Here is a 16,794-nt window from a genome sequence, read left to right on the forward strand (position 1 = left end):
AGGGTCTGTCCAGTCGGACCCCTTCATTCACCCGTCCGGGCAGGCGCTCGGAGTGAATCGGGGGAGCTTAAGGGGGCGCTTTCGCCCTGCGGCCTTCTCCAGTGATCATCGCGCCCCTACCGTCGAGGGAAAGGGCGCGGGCACACGGGCGGGAGGCACGGCGATGGACCACCTCGTCCGGATCGACGACCCCGACGGACGCCCCCGTGGCGTCGGTTTCCTCGCCGACCACCACGGCACCCTCCTCACCAGTCACGAAGCCGTCGACGGCCTCACCCGGCTCGTCCTGAGCGCCCCCGACGGCCGCACCGCCACCGCCGGTGCCGACGCCGTCGTCCCGCTGCCCGCGCTGGGTCTCGCGCTCGTGCGCACCGAGGGTCTGGACGGCGTACGTCCGCTGCCGCTGACCGTGCGGGAACGGACCGACGCGGGCACCTACGTCCGGATCGCCGCGGGCTGCTGGCGCGAGGCACGGGTGCTCACCACCACCCCGGTCACCTACGCCGCCCGCGACGGCCGACGCCGCCTCACCGACGCCCTGGAACTGGCGATCGGCACGGCGGGTCGCGACGCCCTGCGCCCCGGCGGCGGCGCGACCGGCGGTCCCGTCCTCGACGCCCGCACCGGCGCGGTCCTCGGCGTCCTCGGCACCGCCCTGCGCTCCGAGCGCGCCGACCGGGGCTTCGCCCTGCCGGTGCGCTCTGCCGCCGCCGACCGCGCCCTCGCCGCCCTCCTCGCCCGCAACGCGGTCACCGTCCCCGCCTACGGCGCCGACCTCAACCCCGCCGCCGTCCTCGAACTCACCGGCGCCGTCCTGACCGTCGACGGCCCGCCGCTCGCCGAGGACGTGGCACCGGTCGAACGGGTAGCCGTGACAAGGGAGTTGGCGGACTTCACCGAAGGTCCCCACCCGGTGCTCGCGCTCACCGGCGCCCCCGGCAGCGGTCGTACGACCCAGCTCGCCGCCCTCGCCGTACGCCGTCACCGGGGCGAAGCGCCCGCGCCCGCCCTGTGGGTGCGCGGCGCCGATCTGCGCGGCGGTGACGACTCCCTGGCCGACGCGGCGCACCGGGCGCTCCGGCGCGCGGGCGTGGCCGTCTGTGCGGGGGAGCCCGGCGACCTCGATCCCGGCCGGGTGGCCCGTATCGCCGCCGGAGCCGGACGTGCGCTGCTGCTCCTGCTGGACGACCCCGAGGAGATGCCTGCCGCACTGGTCCGGCGGCTGCCCGAGTGGACCCGGAACACGCTGTCCTGGCTGCGCGAGAGCGGGGCGCGGCTGGTGATCGGCTGCCGGGAGGAGTTCTGGGAGGAGTACGCGGAGCACTGGGAGCGGGGCGTCCCGGAGCGCGCGGTGCCTTCGCGGGTGCGGCTCGCCGGGTTCACCCCCGGAGAGGCGCGTCTCGCGCGTGCCCGGCACGGTGTCCCGGAGGGTGCTCTCGACGGGCGCGACGCCCGGCATCCGCTCGCCCTGCGTCTGCTCGCCGAGGTGCGTGCCGCGCTGCCCGGCGCCCCTGCCCACGGACCCGTGGACCGGCACGAGGTGTTCGCCGCCCACCTCGACCTGATGTGCCTGCGCGTCGCCGTCCGCCTCACCGCCGGGGACGGACCCGGCGGCACGGCCGTACGGCGGCTCGCGACCCGGGTCGCCGGGCAGGTGCACGAAGCCGCGCGGCGCGCGCTGGGGAGCGGGACGGGCGCGCTGGACCGGAGGACGTTCGAGGCGCTGTTCCCGCCCGGGTCCGCGCCCGCCCGGCTCGGCGGCGGCTCCGGCTGGTCCTCCGCCGTCCTGGTCGAAGGGCTCCTGGTGCCCACCGGCACCGGCTACCGCTTCGCGCACGGCGAGCTGTCCGACTGGCTCCAGGGCAGCCACCTCGACCTGGAGGCGGCGCTCGACGTGCTGGTGCACCGCCCGCGCGAGTCCGCCCCCGTCGCCGTACCGCACCACCGCGCCGGACCCGTCGTCCAGGCGCTGCTGCTGCTCGGGCGCAGGCGCGGGACCCGGCTGCTCGCCTTCCGGCTGCGGGAGCTGGCCGACGCCCTGGACGCGGACCCGACCTCCTGGTGGGCGGCGCGGCTGCTCTCGCGGACCCTGCTCGACGTGCCCGACGCGGCGCCGTACCGCGAGGTGCTGCGGCATCTCGCCGGGCGGGTCGTCGCCTGGCGGCACGGGCGGCGCCCGGTGCCCGCCGATCTCGCGCCCGCCTTCTGGACCGCGCTGCCGCTGCCCGCCGCCGAGCGGTTCGCGCTGCTGCGGGAGCTGGTCCTCGCGGACGGGGACACGGAGGAGGCGGGCGAGCGGTATCTCGACGGGGTGGCACGACTGCTCGCCGCCGACCCGGTCGCCGTACAGCCCCATCTCACCCCGTGGTTCGAGGACGAACGCCCGCTGCCCGCCACCCCGCACGCCACCGTGGCCACCGCCGCACAGGCGCTGCTGCACACGCACCGCCGCGGCGCCCTGGACGAGCTGACCGAGGCGCTGGCCGACAGCGGTCACCGGCGGGCCGACGAACTCCTCGCCGTCCTCGCCGAGGACGAACCCGCCGCCGCCTGCCGCGCCGCGGACCGCTGGGCGTCCGACGAACGCCCCGCCCGGCGCGCCGCCGCTACCGCCCTCGCCCTGCGCGCCGCCCCGCACGCCCGCACCCCGGACGACCGCACCCTGCTGCGCCGTACCGCCCGCGCGCTGCTCGCCCGTCCCGCCGACCGCGATCTGCACGGCGGCGCCCTCGCCCTCCTGGTCCGCGACCCGCACACCCGCGAGGAGCACCTCACCGAGACGCTGCGCCGCTTCGCCGACGGCGACCTCGGCATCCCCGCCGCCGCGCTGCTGCCCGCCCTGGCCGGCCACCCCGACCCGGTGCTCGCCGCCTTCCGCGCCCGGCTGCGCGGGGGCGGCCCGGACACCGCGCGGACGTTGCGCGCGCTCGCGGACGTCACCGATCCCGCGCTGGTCCACCGGGTCGCCGCCCTGGTCCGGGAGACCGTCGCGCCCGGTCCCGACAGCGCGGATTCCGTGGCGGCGTACGTCGCCCGCCGCCTCAGTCAGGGTCCGACAGCCCGGTCCGAACTGCTGCCCCTGGTGAGCGGACTGCTCGCCACGGGTCCCTTGCCGGTCCGCACCGCCCTCGCGACCGTCCTCGCCACGCCCGGCGGGACGGCAGCCCGGCCACTGCGCCGCGAGCTGCTCGACCTGCTGCTCGCCCACGAGCGGGAACCGGCCGTGCTGCTCGCGGCGGCCCGCGCGGCCGTCCGGCACACGGGCGACGGCGGCGACGGCGGCGGCGATGGCGGTGACGGCGGCGATGCCGAGACCGAGGCGCGCGGGCTGCTGCACCGCACCGGGCTGCTGTGCGGTCGTACCCCCGAGGGCGCCGCCCGCTTCGACGGCTGCCTGGCGGACCTCGCCGAAGAGGTCCCCGGCCTCGCCGCCCGGCTCGCCCGCTGGCTCACCGAGGCGCCGGGCGACTGGGCGGGAATTCCGGGTCCCGGCGCGCGCCGGGCGATCGAGAGCGTGGCGGGGACGCGCGTACCGGTGTGAACGCCGCGCCGTGTCGTGTGCGGGCACCGATCCTCGCGGTCCCGGGCACCGCTACCTCGTGGTCTCGTACGTGCGTCCGCTCACAGCCCCCGGCCGATGCGGGGCGCGGGCGGGCGGCATGGCACCCTTAGACCTGCACAAGAGGTCAATGATGGAGACCGGGATCCGCGCGAGCGGTCCACGGTCGACACGGACACGGGTTCGAGGAGCGGTCACAGTGCAGCGCTGGCGTGGCTTGGAGGACATCCCCCAGGACTGGGGGCGCAGCGTCGTCACCATCGGGTCCTACGACGGCGTCCACCGCGGCCACCAGTTGATCATCGAGCACGCCGTGGACCGGGCCCGGAAGCTGGGCGTCCCGGCCGTCGTGGTCACCTTCGACCCGCACCCCAGCGAGGTCGTCCGCCCGGGCAGCCACCCGCCGCTGCTCGCCCCGCACCACCGCCGGGCCGAGCTGATGGCGGAGCTGGGCGTGGACGCGGTCCTGGTGCTGCCGTTCACCCCCGAGTTCTCGCAGCTCTCCCCGGCCGACTTCGTGGTCAAGGTCCTGGTGGACAAGCTGCACGCCAAGGCGGTCGTGGAGGGACCGAACTTCCGCTTCGGGCACCGCGCGGCCGGCACCGTGGACTTCCTCGCCGAGCAGGGCAAGGTCTACGACTACGACGTGGAGGTCGTCGACCTGCACCTCACCGGCGAGGCGGGCGGCGGCGCGCCGTTCTCCTCCACGCTGACCCGGCGCCTGATCGCCGAGGGCGACCTCGCCGGTGCCCGCGAGATCCTGGGGCGCCCGCACCGGGTGGAGGGCGTGGTCGTGCGCGGCGCGCAGCGCGGGCGCGAGCTGGGCTTCCCCACCGCCAACGTCGAGACCCTGCCGCACACCGCCATCCCGGCCGACGGCGTCTACGCCGGGTATCTGCACTGCCAGGGCGAGGCGATGCCGGCCGCGATCTCGGTCGGCACCAACCCGCAGTTCGACGGCACCGAGCGCACGGTGGAGGCGTACGCCATCGACCGCGTCGGCCTCGACCTGTACGGGCTGCACGTCGCCGTGGACTTCCTGGCGTACGTGCGCGGCCAGGCCAAGTTCGACTCCCTGGAAGCCCTGCTGGAGCAGATGGGGCGGGACGTGGAGCGGTGCCGGGAGATCGTGGCGGCGGACGCGTAACCCTCCGGGACACACGGAACACGAAAGGGCGGCCGGTACTCCGGCCGCCCTTTTCCGTGCCCGTGCCTACTGCTGCGGGGGCTGCTGCTGTCCCGGCTGCGGGTAGCCGTACAGCGGTTGCTGCGGCTGCTGCTGCGGTGGCTGCTGGCCCGGTGCCGCCTGCGGCGGGTACGGCGGCTGGCCCTGCGGCGGGATGTACGGCTGCCCCGGGTGGGGCTGCCCCGGCTGCGGGGGATAGGGCTGCTGACCCGGCTGCTGCGGGTACGGCGGCTGCCCCTGCTGCGGCGGATAGGGCTGGCCCGGATACGGCTGACCCGGATAGGGCTGACCGGTCGGCTGGCCCGGGATGTGCGGGTACTGGCCCGGCAGCGGCGGGGCGGCCACCGGCGGCGGGTTGCCGTCCCGCGTCCACAGCCCGTGCGCCTGCTGGTGCCGTACGAAGTCCTCGGCGACCATCGCCGCGAGGTTGAAGTACGCCTCGCGCACCTTCGGCCGCATCATGTCCAGGTCCACCTCGGCACCGGCCGACAGATGCTCGTCGAAGGGCACCACGACCACGCCCCGGCACCGGGTCTCGAAGTGGGACACGATGTCGTCGACCTTGATCATCTTGCCGGTCTCGCGGACCCCGGAGATCACCGTGATCGAGCGGGCGACGAGGTCGGCGTACCCGTGCGCGGACAGCCAGTCCAGCGTGGTGCTCGCGCTGCTCGCGCCGTCCACGGACGGGGTCGAGATGATGATGAGCTGGTCGGCGAGGTCGAGGACCCCGCGCATCGCGCTGTAGAGCAGACCGGTGCCCGAGTCGGTGAGGATGACCGGGTACTGCTTGCCGAGCACGTCTATCGCGCGGCGGTAGTCCTCGTCGTTGAACGTGGTCGACACGGCCGGGTCCACGTCGTTGGCGATGATCTCCAGACCGGAGGCGGCCTGGGAGGTGAACCGCCGGATGTCCATGTACGAGTTGAGGTGCGGGATCGCCTGCACCAGGTCGCGGATGGTCGCCCCGGTCTCGCGGCGCACCCGGCGGCCGAGCGTGCCCGCGTCCGGGTTGGCGTCGATCGCGAGGATCTTGTCCTGGCGCTCGGAGGCGAGCGTGGAGCCGAGCGCGGTGGTGGTCGTCGTCTTGCCGACACCGCCCTTGAGGCTGATCACCGCGATCCGGTAGCAGGACAGCACCGGGGTGCGGATCAGCTCCAGCTTGCGCTGCCGCTCCGCCTCCTCCTTCTTGCCGCCCAGCTTGAACCGGGACGCGGCGGCGGCGGGGCGCCCACTGCGCGCCTTCTGCCGCTTGTTGTTGAGCAGCCGGTCCGAGGACAGCTCCACGGCCGCCGTGTAACCCAGCGGCGCGGCACCGGGGTTGGTGGGCTGCCGCTGGTCGTGCTGGACGGCCTGCGGCCAGGCGGTGCCGGTGCGCGGGTCGACGGGCGGAGCCTGCGGGGGCTGTGCCTGCGGGTCCTGGGGCTGGGGCTGGGGCTGTGCCTGCGGCTGGGGCTGTCCGGTCGGCGGGAAGGCGTAACCCGACGGCTGCGCAGGGGCGTTGGCGCCGGGCTGCTGGGGCGCGGACTGCGGACCGGGGTGCGGCGGGAAGGCGTAACCGGAGGCGGGGGGCGCCTGGTTGAGCGGGCTCGCCGGGGGAAACGCGTAGCCGCCGGGGGAGTTGGGCGCGGGCGCCGGGCCGGGCTGGGGCGGGAAGGCGTAACCGGTGGGCTGCGCCTGGGGGTTGGGCTGCTGCTCGCTTGCCGGGACCGGGGCGCCCGGGTGGGGCGGGGTGGCCGGGGGCAGCGGGGCGCCGGGCTGGTTCCAGCCCGCGGGCGCGGGCTGCGGCGCCTGCGGCTGGAACGGCGGCTGACCGGGGGCGCCGGGCGCGCCGGTGTCCTGCGCCGCCGGGGGCTGCTGCGGCGCGGGCGGCATCGGACCGGGCTGCTGCGGGATGCCCTGCGGGGGAACACCGTGCGGCGGGGTGCCCTGCGCGGGCCACTGCGCCGCCGGGGCGGGCGCGGCGGGCTGGTACGACGGCGGCAACGGGGGCACGCCCTGCTGCGGGGCGGGCGGGGTCCAGGCGGGGGGAGTGGCGCCCTCGGCCGGGGCGGGCAGGGGCTCGTCGTCGGCGGCGGGCTGCTGCGGCTCGGCGTCCGGGGCGGACTGGGCGGCGGGGTCGGCTTCGGCGTCCCCGGCTTCGTCGGCGTCCGTGTCGGGGGCGGCGCCTTCGGGGGTGTCGTCGCCGTCCGTGTCGTCGCTGTCCGTGCCGTCCGTGGCCGGGGTGTCCTGGCCCTCCGGGGCGGTGTCCGTGTCCGTCTCGGCGTCCGTCGTCGCGGCCGGGGTCTCCTCGGATGCGGCTTCACCGGCGGCGTCGTCAGCGCCCTCGGCGTCGGCAGCGTCGCCCGCCGGAGCCTCCTCCGCGGACGCCTCCGCGCCCTGCTCCGGCTGCTTCTCCGGCGCCGTGTGCTCCTCGATCTCCCGCTTCAGGGCGGCGGCCGAGAACCGCATCGTCGCCCCGCTCTCCAGGTCCCCGTTGTCCGGCTCGGGCGCCGAAGGAACCTGCTCCGGCTGGTGCCGGCCCTGCTGCGGTTCGAACCCGACCGGAAGTCCCGGCACCGGCACGGGAGTTCCGGCCGGGGGAGCGGGCGGGGGAGCGGGCGGTGCGTACGGGGCGCCGGGCCCGGAGGCGGGAGCGGGCGGCGCGAAGGGCGCACCCGGAGTACCCGGCGCGGGCGGCACCGGCGGCGTAGGACCGGCACCAGGCGGCGTAGGACCGGCCACCGGCGGGGCGGACGGGACGAACGGCGGCGGCACCGGACCCGGACCCGTCGGCACACCGGCGCCGTCGGACCCCCCTGAGGAGGCGGCGCCCGTACCCCCGGACCCGCCGGAGGACGCGTTCTGCGTGTACCAGGCGGGCGGGGCGTAGTCGATGGTGAACTCGCCCGTGTTCTCGACGGCCGACTCCGCGTCGGGCTGGTCGTCGTCGGGTGTGGCCCAGCCCCCGCGCATACCGTCCCGATCGCTGCTCACAGTTCCTCCTGAAGTGGTCGGGCTCCCTCGAACGCGTGCGGGGTCCGACCAAGTCGTGTCGTTCAAGTCGTCCGTAGTCGTGCCGGGCAGGCCCGTCGACCGGTCCTCCCCCGGGACGACGCCCCGCCCGCGGGTCCGGCATCGCGCCCGCTCCCAGCCTAATCACCACAGGCCCCGCGCAGGCAGGCCCGCCCACCCTCCGAATCGCGCCCACCGTCCCGCGCGGCCGTCACGACCGCCACGCGTCCGGACTCAACCACCCGGGAAATAAAGGGGCAAACAACCGGGCACGCGACAAAACTCCGGTCATCCTTCGTCGCACGAAAGGCGAACAAAGCAGACAAGAAAGGTCGTTCAGTCCATGCGGCGCGGGTTGCCCAACAATCCGATCTCGGCGTCGGTCGGCTGGGTGAGCACGTACTGCCGGTCGCGATCGGTACACCAGAGGGTGACACCGTCGGGCAGCCCCGGCAGTGACTCCACCTCGGTGCGGGACAGCCCCATCGTGCGCCCCAGCTCCGCCGCCTCGTCCGGCGAGACCCGCTGTATACCGGTGAGCCGCGCCTGCCGCAGCAACCGGGGCGCCACCGGGCTCAGATACGGCAGCAGCGTCACCACCGACTGCCAGGGTCCCGCCACCACGCGCCCGCGCGGCGGCCGCATCCCGCAGTCCCGCACCACCAGGACGGGCGTACCCGCCGAGGCGCCCTGCGGGGGCACCCGCCCGACCTCGTACACCGCGAGACCGTTCTGCCCGCCGCCCATGGCGTGCACCATCTGCATCCAGGACTGCGGCCGACCGGTCTCCACCGCCACCCGCGCACCCGTCGCCGCCGTGCGCAGCGCCAGCACCTGCGCCGTCCACAGACCGCCGATCAGCACCACGTCGTACGGCGTGGGCCGGTTGATGCCCAGCACCGCCGGGCGCCCCTCGGCGTCCACGCCCGCCACCACGCCGTCGTCCCCGATGGGCAGCGCGAGCGCGTCGAGTTGGTCGCCGGGCAGGGTGTGCCAGGCGTGCCGGGGACCGATCAGACCGAGACCCTGGAGCAGCCGCTCACCGGCCCGGCGCAAGCCCCTGCCGCCGGCGTCGTCGGCGTCCGGCGCGGCAGCGGTCGTCCGCGTGATCGTCATCGGGCGCCTCCGAGGGGCAGAGTGGCCAGCATTCCCGGCAGTTGCTCGCGGTCGAGGCGGGCCAGACCGGCACCGGCGTGCCGGGCGGCGCCCTCCAACGAGCGGCGCGCTGCCACCAGTTCGTCGTCACTGCGACCGGTCACCCGCAGATGCCCGGACAACGACACGTCCTGCCGCTCACCGCGCGCCAGCGTGAGGCTGAACGTCGTCGCCAGGGCAGGGGTCGACGTCACCAGGGCGATGAACTGCGGCAGCGACTCGCCCCGCGCGCCGCCCAGTGGGGGCCAGCGCCTGATCCAGTACGTGGTGTGCCGCCGGTTGTCGCAGCGCCAGCTCCGCCCCGACTCCTCCGTACGCCGCTCGCGCCGTTCACCGCGCCCCGCCTCCGCCGTGACCAGCGGGTTGGCGCAGGCCGAGGTGGCCAGCGCGGTGATCAGCTCCTCCTCGTCCAGGATCGTGGCCCGCAGCCCGGCGCCCGCCAGCCTGCTCGCGAGATGGTCGGCCACCCGCGCCACGCACTTCTGCGCGCCGGTCAGACCGCCCCCGCGCGCCGCCACCGCCTCCGCGCACAGCTCGGGATCGAGCTTCAGCGCGACCCAGGTGATGCGCACCGCCGGGGCGCCCGTCTGCTCCTGCAGCGGAAGGTAGTTGGCGACGGCGACCGACTGCTGGGGCAGATGCAGCGCGGGCGCGGGCTGGGTGTGCAGCACCACCTGGGCGGACTCCAGCCGGATGTCGTCCACCTCCAGGGCGTCGCGCACCAGGGAGAGCGGCAGCGGCTGCCGGTTCCGCTCGGCCCGCAGCGCCGTGGCGTCCGCCTCCACCTGGAGCACGGCGGTCAGGAACGTGCCGTCCCCGGCCATGCCGACCGGGCGGCGGTCCCGTCCCCCGTACGAGTAGGTCCGCAGCGCGGGCTCGCACTCGAGCGCGGGCACCAGCGCGGGTTCCGTGCCGGGCGGGATCGGCGTGTTCGCGGCGTGCCGTCTGCGCGCCTTCAACTCCCGCGCGGTGGCGAGCCATTCGGGCAGCGAGCGACCGCGCCGCCGGACGAACGCCAGGGCGATCAGCACCAGCGCGACCACGCCCGCGGGCGCCATGGCCAGCGGGGCGATCACCCAGCCGACCAGCAGGATCGCCGCGGCGATCTCCACCAGCACAAGTCGTTGCAAACGAAACGACCCCGCGCGGCCCGGCCGGTGCCCCAGACCGAACGAGACGGACTGCGACGACGCGCCGGACCCGCCGGACGCCGACCCGGGCGCCGGTGCGGACCCGGACCCGCCGGACCGCGCCGCCGACCGGCCGCGCGGCCGTGTCCGCGTTCCCGAAGCCATCACTCCATCCCCCCGCTTTGCTCACAACTCGCTGGAACCAGGCGCCCGCACAAGGCCCTTGAGGGCCCAGGTACCCTACCCGCTCCGCAGGACCCGACCCGTACCAGGCATAGTAGGGGCCGGGTCCGACAACGGAGGGCGGGGGAGAGCGGTCCCCGGGCGCGCTCCACGTGAGACACGGGGAGAAACGGGCACAGATGGCATCTCGGCGGGACCAACTCAACGCCTACACCTTCGCGAAGCGCCGTATGCTCGCGTCCTTCGTCCGGTCGGCGCCGGACGCCTCCGACGAGGGGGCGCCGAGCCCGCTGCGCGCGGTGCTGCCCGGCGCGATCGCCGCGGCGGTCGTGGTCGCGGCGTTCGGCGCCTGGGGCATGTTCAAGCCGACCGCGCCGCAGGGCTGGGACGCCCCCGGCCAGAAGGTGATCATCGCCAGCAAGTCCACGACCCGGTACGTGGTGCTCAAGACCAAGGGCAAGACCCAGCTCCACCCGGTGCTCAACATGGCGTCCGCCAAGCTCGTGCTCAACACCCAGAGCGATGTCGACGTGGTCACCGTGGACGAGTCGATCCTCGACAACGGCAAGATCCCGCACGGCGTCACCATCGGCATCCCCTACGCCCCGGACCGGCTGCCCTCCGGCAAGGAGGCGGGCGGCGCCAAGCGCTGGGTGGTGTGCGAACGCCCCAGCGGCAGCGGCGACTCCATCCAGAAGGCCGCCTTCGTCCTCGCCCCGCGCGACCAGCACCGCACCGAGGGCTCCCAGCAACTGACCGGCGGCCAGCTCCTCTACGTCGTCACCCCCGACAAGACCCGCTACGTGGTCGACGCGCACGGCTGGGCGTACCGCGTGGACGCCTCCGACGCCCTGCTGCTGCGCACCCTGGTCGGCCCGGACCGCGTACCCGAGCGCGTCACCAAGGAGTGGATCGAGACCCTGCACCAGGGCTCCCCGATCCGCTTCCCGAAGATCGAGGGCACCCCCGCCGCACCGGCCCACGCGGGCGGGCAGCTCGACGCCCACGCCGACCGCGTCGGCATGGTGCTCAGGGCGCCCGTCAACGGCGAGGAGCGGTACTACGTGGTGCTGCCCGGCCGCGTCGCCCCCGTCTCCGACTTCGTCGCCTCCCTCCTGCTCGGCAGCGAGGACCTCGTCAAGCTCGGTCAGGTGGGTCACCCGCAGGAGGTCAGCCCCGGCGCGGTGGAGGAGGGCAGCCCCTTCGCCACCGAGTACAAGTGGCCCGTCCACGAACCCAAGGCGGTCAACGAGGCGTCCACCGCCTCCGGCAGCCGCAACACCGTCTGCAACGTGCTGCGGCACGTCTCCGGCGGCGGCGAGACCACGCTGAGCACCTGGGCGGGCAGCGACTTCCCCGCCGTCCTCGCCACCGGCTCCTCCAGCGCCTACGTCACCGCGGGCTCCGGCCAGCTCTACCGCCAGTACCAGGGGCGCGAGACCTCCGTCGGACCGGTCTTCCTGGTCACCGACACCGGTCTGCGCTACGCCCTGCAGTCCAACGACGACAGCGCGGGCGACGACGCCGGGATCGGTGTCTCCGCCGGGCAGCGCAAGCAGCTCCAGCAGGAGGCCAAGCTGGCGCAGACCCACCTCGGGTACGCCGCCGTGAAGCCCGCGCCCGTGCCCGCCGCCTGGTCCGAGTTCCTGCCGACGGGACCCCGGCTCTCGACGGCGGGCGCGCGCCAGCCGCAGGGCTCGTGAGGGGCGGACCGACGATGCGTAGGGAACTCCTGCCGCTGGGCCGTACCGGTCTTGCCGCCGCTCTCGCCGTGGGCGGCGGTCTGCTGACGGCGCCCGCGGCTGCCGCCGACTCCGGCACCGGCCAGTGCACCTTCAGCAAGACCAACCACGTCTACTCCGGCACCCCTTGGTCCCTCCAGCGGGTCATCCTGGACGACGTGTGGAGCCGCTCCAAGGGCAAGGGCGTGCGCGTGGCCGTCATCGACACCGGTGTCGACACGGAGAACCCGCAGCTCACGCACGCGGTGGACGCCTCCCTCGGCGCCAACTACCTGCCCGCCAAGGACGACAAGGGCCAGCGCATCGAGCGGGGCAGGAAGGACGGCACCACCGACACCGTCGGCCACGGCACCCGCGTCGCGGGCATCATCGCCGCCCGCCCGATGAAGGGCACCGGATTCGTCGGTCTCGCCCCCGAGGCCACGATCATCCCGATCAAGCAGAACGACGCGGAGGGCAACGGCACGGCGGCGACGCTCGCCGAGGCGATCCGGCACGCGACCGCCGCCAAGGCGCAGGTCATCAACATCTCCCAGGACACCGTGAAACCGGTGCCCCAGGACGCCGACCTGCTCGCCGCCGTCAACGACGCCCTCGCCCACAGAATCGTCGTCGTCGCCTCGGCGGGCAACGACGGGCTCGGCGGCAACGTCAAGAAGACCTACCCCGCCTCCTTCCCCGGCGTCCTCGCCGTCGCCGCCTCCGACCGCAACAACGAACGCGCCGCGTTCTCCCAGTCCGGCGACTTCGTCGGCGTCGCCGCCCCCGGCGTCGACATGATCTCCACCGTCCCCAAGGGCGGCCACTGCTCCGACAACGGCACGAGCTTCTCGGCGCCGTACGTCGCGGGCGTCGCCGCCCTGATCAAGTCCCGCCACCCCGGCTGGACCTCCCGCGAGGTCGTCGCCCAGATCGAGCAGACCGCCGAACGCTCCATCCCCGGCCACGACCGCCTCGTCGGCTGGGGCGTGGTCGACCCCGTCCGCGCGGTCACCGACGACGACCACCCCATCGAGACCCCCCGCCCCGACCCCGTCCTCACCCACGCCGAACCCCCCACCCCCGCCAGACTCACCCTCGGCGAAACCCCCCAGCAACGAAACGCCCGCCTGGCCACGTACGTGGCGATCGGCGCGGGGGTGCTGGTCGCGGGACTGACGGGGACGGGGGTGGCGGTACGGGATGCTCGGCGGCGGCGGGGGAGGTTGTAGGGGGCCGAGGGCGGCTCACCCGTGCCGGGGATGGCAGGGGTTCTTTTCCTCTATGGACTTGGTGTATCCCCGGACGAGTTGCCCCATGGCCGCTTCGTCCGGGCGCCCCGGCTTCAGCACATCGATCAGCGTGCTGACGTCCTCTTTCTGTACGCCCTTCCCCCTGCACCTGACCAGGGACGCGCCCCCCTGAGCGGCGTAGACGACAGAGCCCCCGTCCGCCGACTTCTGCTGCCAGATGGTCAGCCGATGCCCCAGGATGTTCCGAGCCGTGTCACCCGCGACGATCCATTCCTGACTGACCTCCATCACGGTCTTCTCATCGACCTTCACCTGACAGAGCGTCCACCCCTTCTCCGAACCCCCATCCTTCAGAACAGAGATCCGGGTCCCGTCCGAGGGAAGAAGCCGGGAGAGCGCCCGCGACGGCACCGACACACCACACAGGGCCTTGGGAACGGTGAACTCCCGCTTCGCACCCTCCGAGGAACACCCCGTCCCCACCATCGCCAACAAGAGCGCACCGACGCCCCACGCGTATGACGACGACCTCACGCTTGCCCCTCTCCGGTGCCCGCAAGGGCCTGTCCTGGCTGATTCGCGTCTTGGACCGCGCGACGTCTCAGTGCGCGCTGCTTTCCGACTTCCACTGCGCGCCGTCCGAATGGCTGAGACCGGCGCGTGTGCGTGCGGTTCTGCGCAGATCTTCGGCAGTGTCGGAGTCGATGGTGTGGTTGTTCGCCAAGGCGTGGTTGACGGCGGCCTCCGCCGAGTCCAGGGCAGCCGTCCTGCCTTCCCCGTACTTCACGCCTGCCTGAGCCTCGGCCTCGTTCGAGGTGTCCTGTTCGATGCTCTTCATGATGGACTCCTGAATGTCCTCCGAAGCCCATTCGAGAGGGGCACCCGCGATCGGAACGCGTTCGCCGACCTTCTCGATGCCCATGCCGAGAATGCGGTTCACCCATTTCTGCTTGTCGGCGGCTGCCTCGTTGAACTCCTTGTCCGAGGCGGTGTGGTACTCGTAGACCGCGTGGGCGCGCGCATCGCTCATGACGCCCGCGATCGCCGACCCCGGGGCCACCGCGTCCCCTACCCGACCGTCCAACGACGCGGTCGAATGGGTGGGGTCGTTGATGACGTGATCCACGACATTGCTGGTGTAGGCCTGCTGCGCGCTGGTGATGGACGCATAGGCGCCGGGGTCCTGGCCCACCTCGCCGAGGAACCGGGCGGCGTGATCGGGATTGAGGCCGGCGGCGGCTCCGAACGTCGGGAACAGAGTGCTGTTCGGTTCCTCCCGGTACATGGCCTGCTGGAAATCCCCCATGTATTCCGCAGTGATGTCCCCCAGACTCCCCCGCATCGCGTACAACGGCCCCGACTCCGCGTCCTCCAGATCCCCGTTCTCGTTGTGCCGGATCAGTTCCGGGTGTTCGCCGAACTTGTCGACGATCTCGCTCACCAGGTGCGCGCGTGCCTCGGTGTGGCGGATGGCGTCGCCGGTGGGGTCGCCGTCGTAGGGGCGGCCGGTGGTGGCGGATTCGAGGGGCGTGGCCGAGGGCGGTGGGGCCGAAGCCGAGGGCGGCCTTGGTCTTGTCCTCGTCCGCGAGGACGTTGGTCGCGTTGGTGTCGACCGTCCACTCGAAGTCCTTGTCGGTGAACAGATCGAGGTAGGACGAGAAGCCGGGGTCGCCGCCCGCCTTCACGGTGCCGTCCTCGTTGTAGGCGGTCGGAGGTGAGGTGAAGAACTTCTCCGACGCCTCGGGGCTGTGACCCAGCGCCTCCAGCACGCTGTTGAGCGGATCGTTGCCGCTGCCGAGCTTCCCGGAGGGGTTGAAGCCGTAGCTGTCGGGGTTCCCGGCAGGCTTGTCGGAGAGGAAGAAGTACGGGTCCTTCTTGTGAAGTTGGGTGATGTGCTCCGCGATGGGGTCGAGGAACCGCGCGTCGTAGTCGCCGTAGCGGAGCAGCCCGCCGAGGACCTGGTAGCCGTACGGCTTGTTCCACTGCCCCCGCTCCCAGCCGATCTGCCGGGTGCCGAGGCGCCGGAACTCCTGCCCCCAACTGTCGGGCAGGTGATACCGGTGGTCGGGGTCGGTCGCGTTGGCGAGGTTGTAGCCCATCACCCGCTGCAGATCGCGTACTTCGTCCAGCCGTGTCCTGGACGCGTCCGCGCTGGTGCCGTCGATGGACATCGAGGCGTAGAACTGCAGCGCCTTCTCGGGTCCGCCGAGCCCCTTGTAGAACTCCGTCGAGAACTCCCCGTCCTTCTCACCGGCGTTGAACCGCAGCAGCCCGTTCAGCTCACGCAGCTCCGCGTCGGACATCTTGTCGCCCTTGCGGGCGAGTTCGACCGCGCGCTCGGCCTCGGCGTCGTTCAGGGACTCGTAGTTGGTGTGCCCCGCGTCGTGCCGGTCGTTGCCGTGGATCTTGCCCAGCGCACGGGCGACCGAGGCGTCGATCTCCTCCGCGTGGGCGACGATCCGGTTGATCTTGCTCTCCAGCGCCTGCCGGGAGTCGAGCTGCTCCTGCGTCCGCTCGTCGCTGTCCCCGCGCACGTGCGGGAAGAAGCAGCGGACCTTCCCGCCCCCGATGTCCTCGACCCGCACCCCGAGACGCGCGGCCTCGACGTCAACAGCCGTGCGGAGCTGCTTCTGCAGCGCCGCCAGCTCCCGGTGCCCGTCGTCCAGCACCTGGTGCACGCTGTGCGCCTCGGCGTGGAGATCCGCGACCTCCTTGGCCGTCTTGCCGACGAACTCCCGTGTCACGGTGGCGTTCACGCCCGCCCACCGGGCGGCGTCGGACTTCGCCCACATCCCGGTCCGCGCGCTGTCGGCGGCCTTCTTCAGACCGTCCGCCGTCGACTTCCAGTCCGCCACGGCGGAGGCGAGCCTGCCGAGGTCCACCTCGGCGAGATCGGTGAAGGTGAGAGCCACGGAAGTCCCCTACTTGAAGTACTCGTCGAGCTGGGACACCGGCACGGCGCCCCCGTCACCGCCGCGCAGCACCGTCCCGATTTTGGCGTCGTCCTCCGCGTGCAGCTTCTTCGTGAAGTCCAGGTGGTCCGAGATGTGCGCACACGCCTGGAGCACCGACTTCACCTGCGAACTCCACACGTCCACCGTCGTGTCGAGGGCGCCGCCGAGCTGGAAGCCGTGCGACTTCAGCGAGGCCGCCGCCTGCGCGGTGGAGCCGTTCCCGCCCTTGTCCGCCCCGGCGCCCGCGATGTCCGCGCAGCCCTTGACCTCGTCGTAGAGGAGGTGGGCGTCATGACCGACGGCGCCGAGGTCGTCCTGGTGCACCACCAGATCCCCGCCGCCTCCGCCGCCACCGCCGTCCGGCGCGACCTGATTCAGCCGCGTGTGTGACGAAGTCCCCTTCGCCGCCTCTGCCTTGAGCTGTTCCCACTCGTCCCACGCCATGGAGCGGACCTCCATTCCCCTGTGGCCGCGCCGGCCGTCCGGCGCCCCCGTGTCGGTCTGCCGTCAACGTAGCAACCAGGTCCTGGTGAAATCTCCGTCCCGAACAGTTCGGCAAGCGGACAGCCCTTTCACCGGGGTGACATTTTGTGGATGCAAAGTTCCCGCCGGTCCCGACCCGGGCGGCCGGACGGTCCGTTCCGTACGTGAATGTTCTG

General features: G+C 73.5%; 10 protein-coding genes. 4 read left to right on the plus strand and 6 right to left on the minus strand.

The features are described 5' to 3' along the window. The first annotated feature begins 163 nt into the window (after positions 1 to 163). Both IF655_RS29915 and IF655_RS29920 read left to right on the plus strand, forming a co-directional pair. The gene (locus tag IF655_RS29915) at positions 164 to 3,541 is read left to right on the plus strand and encodes a trypsin-like peptidase domain-containing protein (RefSeq protein ID WP_199588298.1); all 3,378 of its coding nucleotides are present in this window, start codon (positions 164 to 166) and stop codon (positions 3,539 to 3,541) included. 217 nt (positions 3,542 to 3,758) lie between these two features. Then, positions 3,759 to 4,706: a bifunctional riboflavin kinase/FAD synthetase gene (locus IF655_RS29920; RefSeq protein WP_199588299.1), complete on the plus strand. Its 948-nt coding sequence runs from the start codon at positions 3,759 to 3,761 to the stop codon at positions 4,704 to 4,706. 66 nt (positions 4,707 to 4,772) lie between these two features. Here the strand turns inward: IF655_RS29920 and IF655_RS29925 are convergent, their stop codons facing one another. The 3 genes from IF655_RS29925 to eccE all read right to left on the minus strand — a co-directional run bounded on the left by IF655_RS29925 (position 4,773) and on the right by eccE (position 10,189). Next, positions 4,773 to 7,721, minus strand: a complete 2,949-nt coding sequence (locus tag IF655_RS29925) for an SCO5717 family growth-regulating ATPase (protein WP_199588300.1) — start codon at positions 7,719 to 7,721, stop codon at positions 4,773 to 4,775. A 354-nt stretch (positions 7,722 to 8,075) separates the two neighbouring features. Beyond that, positions 8,076 to 8,855: a hypothetical protein gene (locus IF655_RS29930; RefSeq protein ID WP_199588301.1), complete on the minus strand. Its 780-nt coding sequence runs from the start codon at positions 8,853 to 8,855 to the stop codon at positions 8,076 to 8,078. Then, positions 8,852 to 10,189, minus strand: coding sequence for a type VII secretion protein EccE (gene eccE / locus IF655_RS29935; protein WP_242488998.1), 1,338 nt, complete (start codon positions 10,187 to 10,189; stop codon positions 8,852 to 8,854). Before eccE ends, IF655_RS29930 begins: the two co-directional genes overlap by 4 nt. 197 nt (positions 10,190 to 10,386) lie before the next feature. Here eccE and eccB point away from each other — a divergent pair, with 197 nt between their 5' ends. Further along, a complete protein-coding gene (gene eccB / locus IF655_RS29940) occupies positions 10,387 to 11,910 on the plus strand; it encodes a type VII secretion protein EccB (protein ID WP_199588303.1) in 1,524 nt (507 codons plus the stop codon). Positions 11,911 to 11,924: 14 nt separating this feature from the next. Beyond that, positions 11,925 to 13,160, plus strand: a complete 1,236-nt coding sequence (gene mycP / locus IF655_RS29945) for a type VII secretion-associated serine protease mycosin (protein ID WP_199588304.1) — start codon at positions 11,925 to 11,927, stop codon at positions 13,158 to 13,160. A gap of 15 nt (positions 13,161 to 13,175) precedes the next feature. Here mycP and IF655_RS29950 read toward each other — a convergent pair whose 3' ends face one another. The 3 genes from IF655_RS29950 to IF655_RS29960 all read right to left on the minus strand — a co-directional run bounded on the left by IF655_RS29950 (position 13,176) and on the right by IF655_RS29960 (position 16,579). Next, a complete protein-coding gene (locus tag IF655_RS29950; RefSeq protein ID WP_199588305.1) occupies positions 13,176 to 13,715 on the minus strand; it encodes a hypothetical protein in 540 nt (179 codons plus the stop codon). A gap of 67 nt (positions 13,716 to 13,782) precedes the next feature. Next, a complete protein-coding gene (locus IF655_RS31375) occupies positions 13,783 to 14,622 on the minus strand; it encodes a hypothetical protein (protein WP_242488999.1) in 840 nt (279 codons plus the stop codon). A 1,480-nt stretch (positions 14,623 to 16,102) separates the two neighbouring features. Next, positions 16,103 to 16,579 (minus strand): hypothetical protein, encoded by a 477-nt coding sequence (locus IF655_RS29960; protein ID WP_199588306.1) that lies wholly within the window; start codon positions 16,577 to 16,579, stop codon positions 16,103 to 16,105. Positions 16,580 to 16,794: the final 215 nt, after the last annotated feature.

This window comes from Streptomyces sp. DSM 110735, assembly GCF_016482685.1.
In the GTDB taxonomy this organism is placed as follows: domain Bacteria; phylum Actinomycetota; class Actinomycetes; order Streptomycetales; family Streptomycetaceae; genus Streptomyces.

What these genes read in the sequence shown, in the direction of transcription:
- IF655_RS29930 (WP_199588301.1), bottom strand. Translation starts at nt 8,855, where the DNA reads ATGACGATCACGCGGACGACCGCTGCCGCGCCGGACGCCGACGACGCC.
- eccB (WP_199588303.1), top strand. Translation starts at nt 10,387, where the DNA reads ATGGCATCTCGGCGGGACCAACTCAACGCCTACACCTTCGCGAAGCGC.
- IF655_RS29915 (WP_199588298.1), top strand. Translation starts at nt 164, where the DNA reads ATGGACCACCTCGTCCGGATCGACGACCCCGACGGACGCCCCCGTGGC.
- mycP (WP_199588304.1), top strand. Translation starts at nt 11,925, where the DNA reads ATGCGTAGGGAACTCCTGCCGCTGGGCCGTACCGGTCTTGCCGCCGCT.
- IF655_RS29960 (WP_199588306.1), bottom strand. Translation starts at nt 16,579, where the DNA reads ATGGCGTGGGACGAGTGGGAACAGCTCAAGGCAGAGGCGGCGAAGGGG.
- eccE (WP_242488998.1), bottom strand. Translation starts at nt 10,189, where the DNA reads ATGGCTTCGGGAACGCGGACACGGCCGCGCGGCCGGTCGGCGGCGCGG.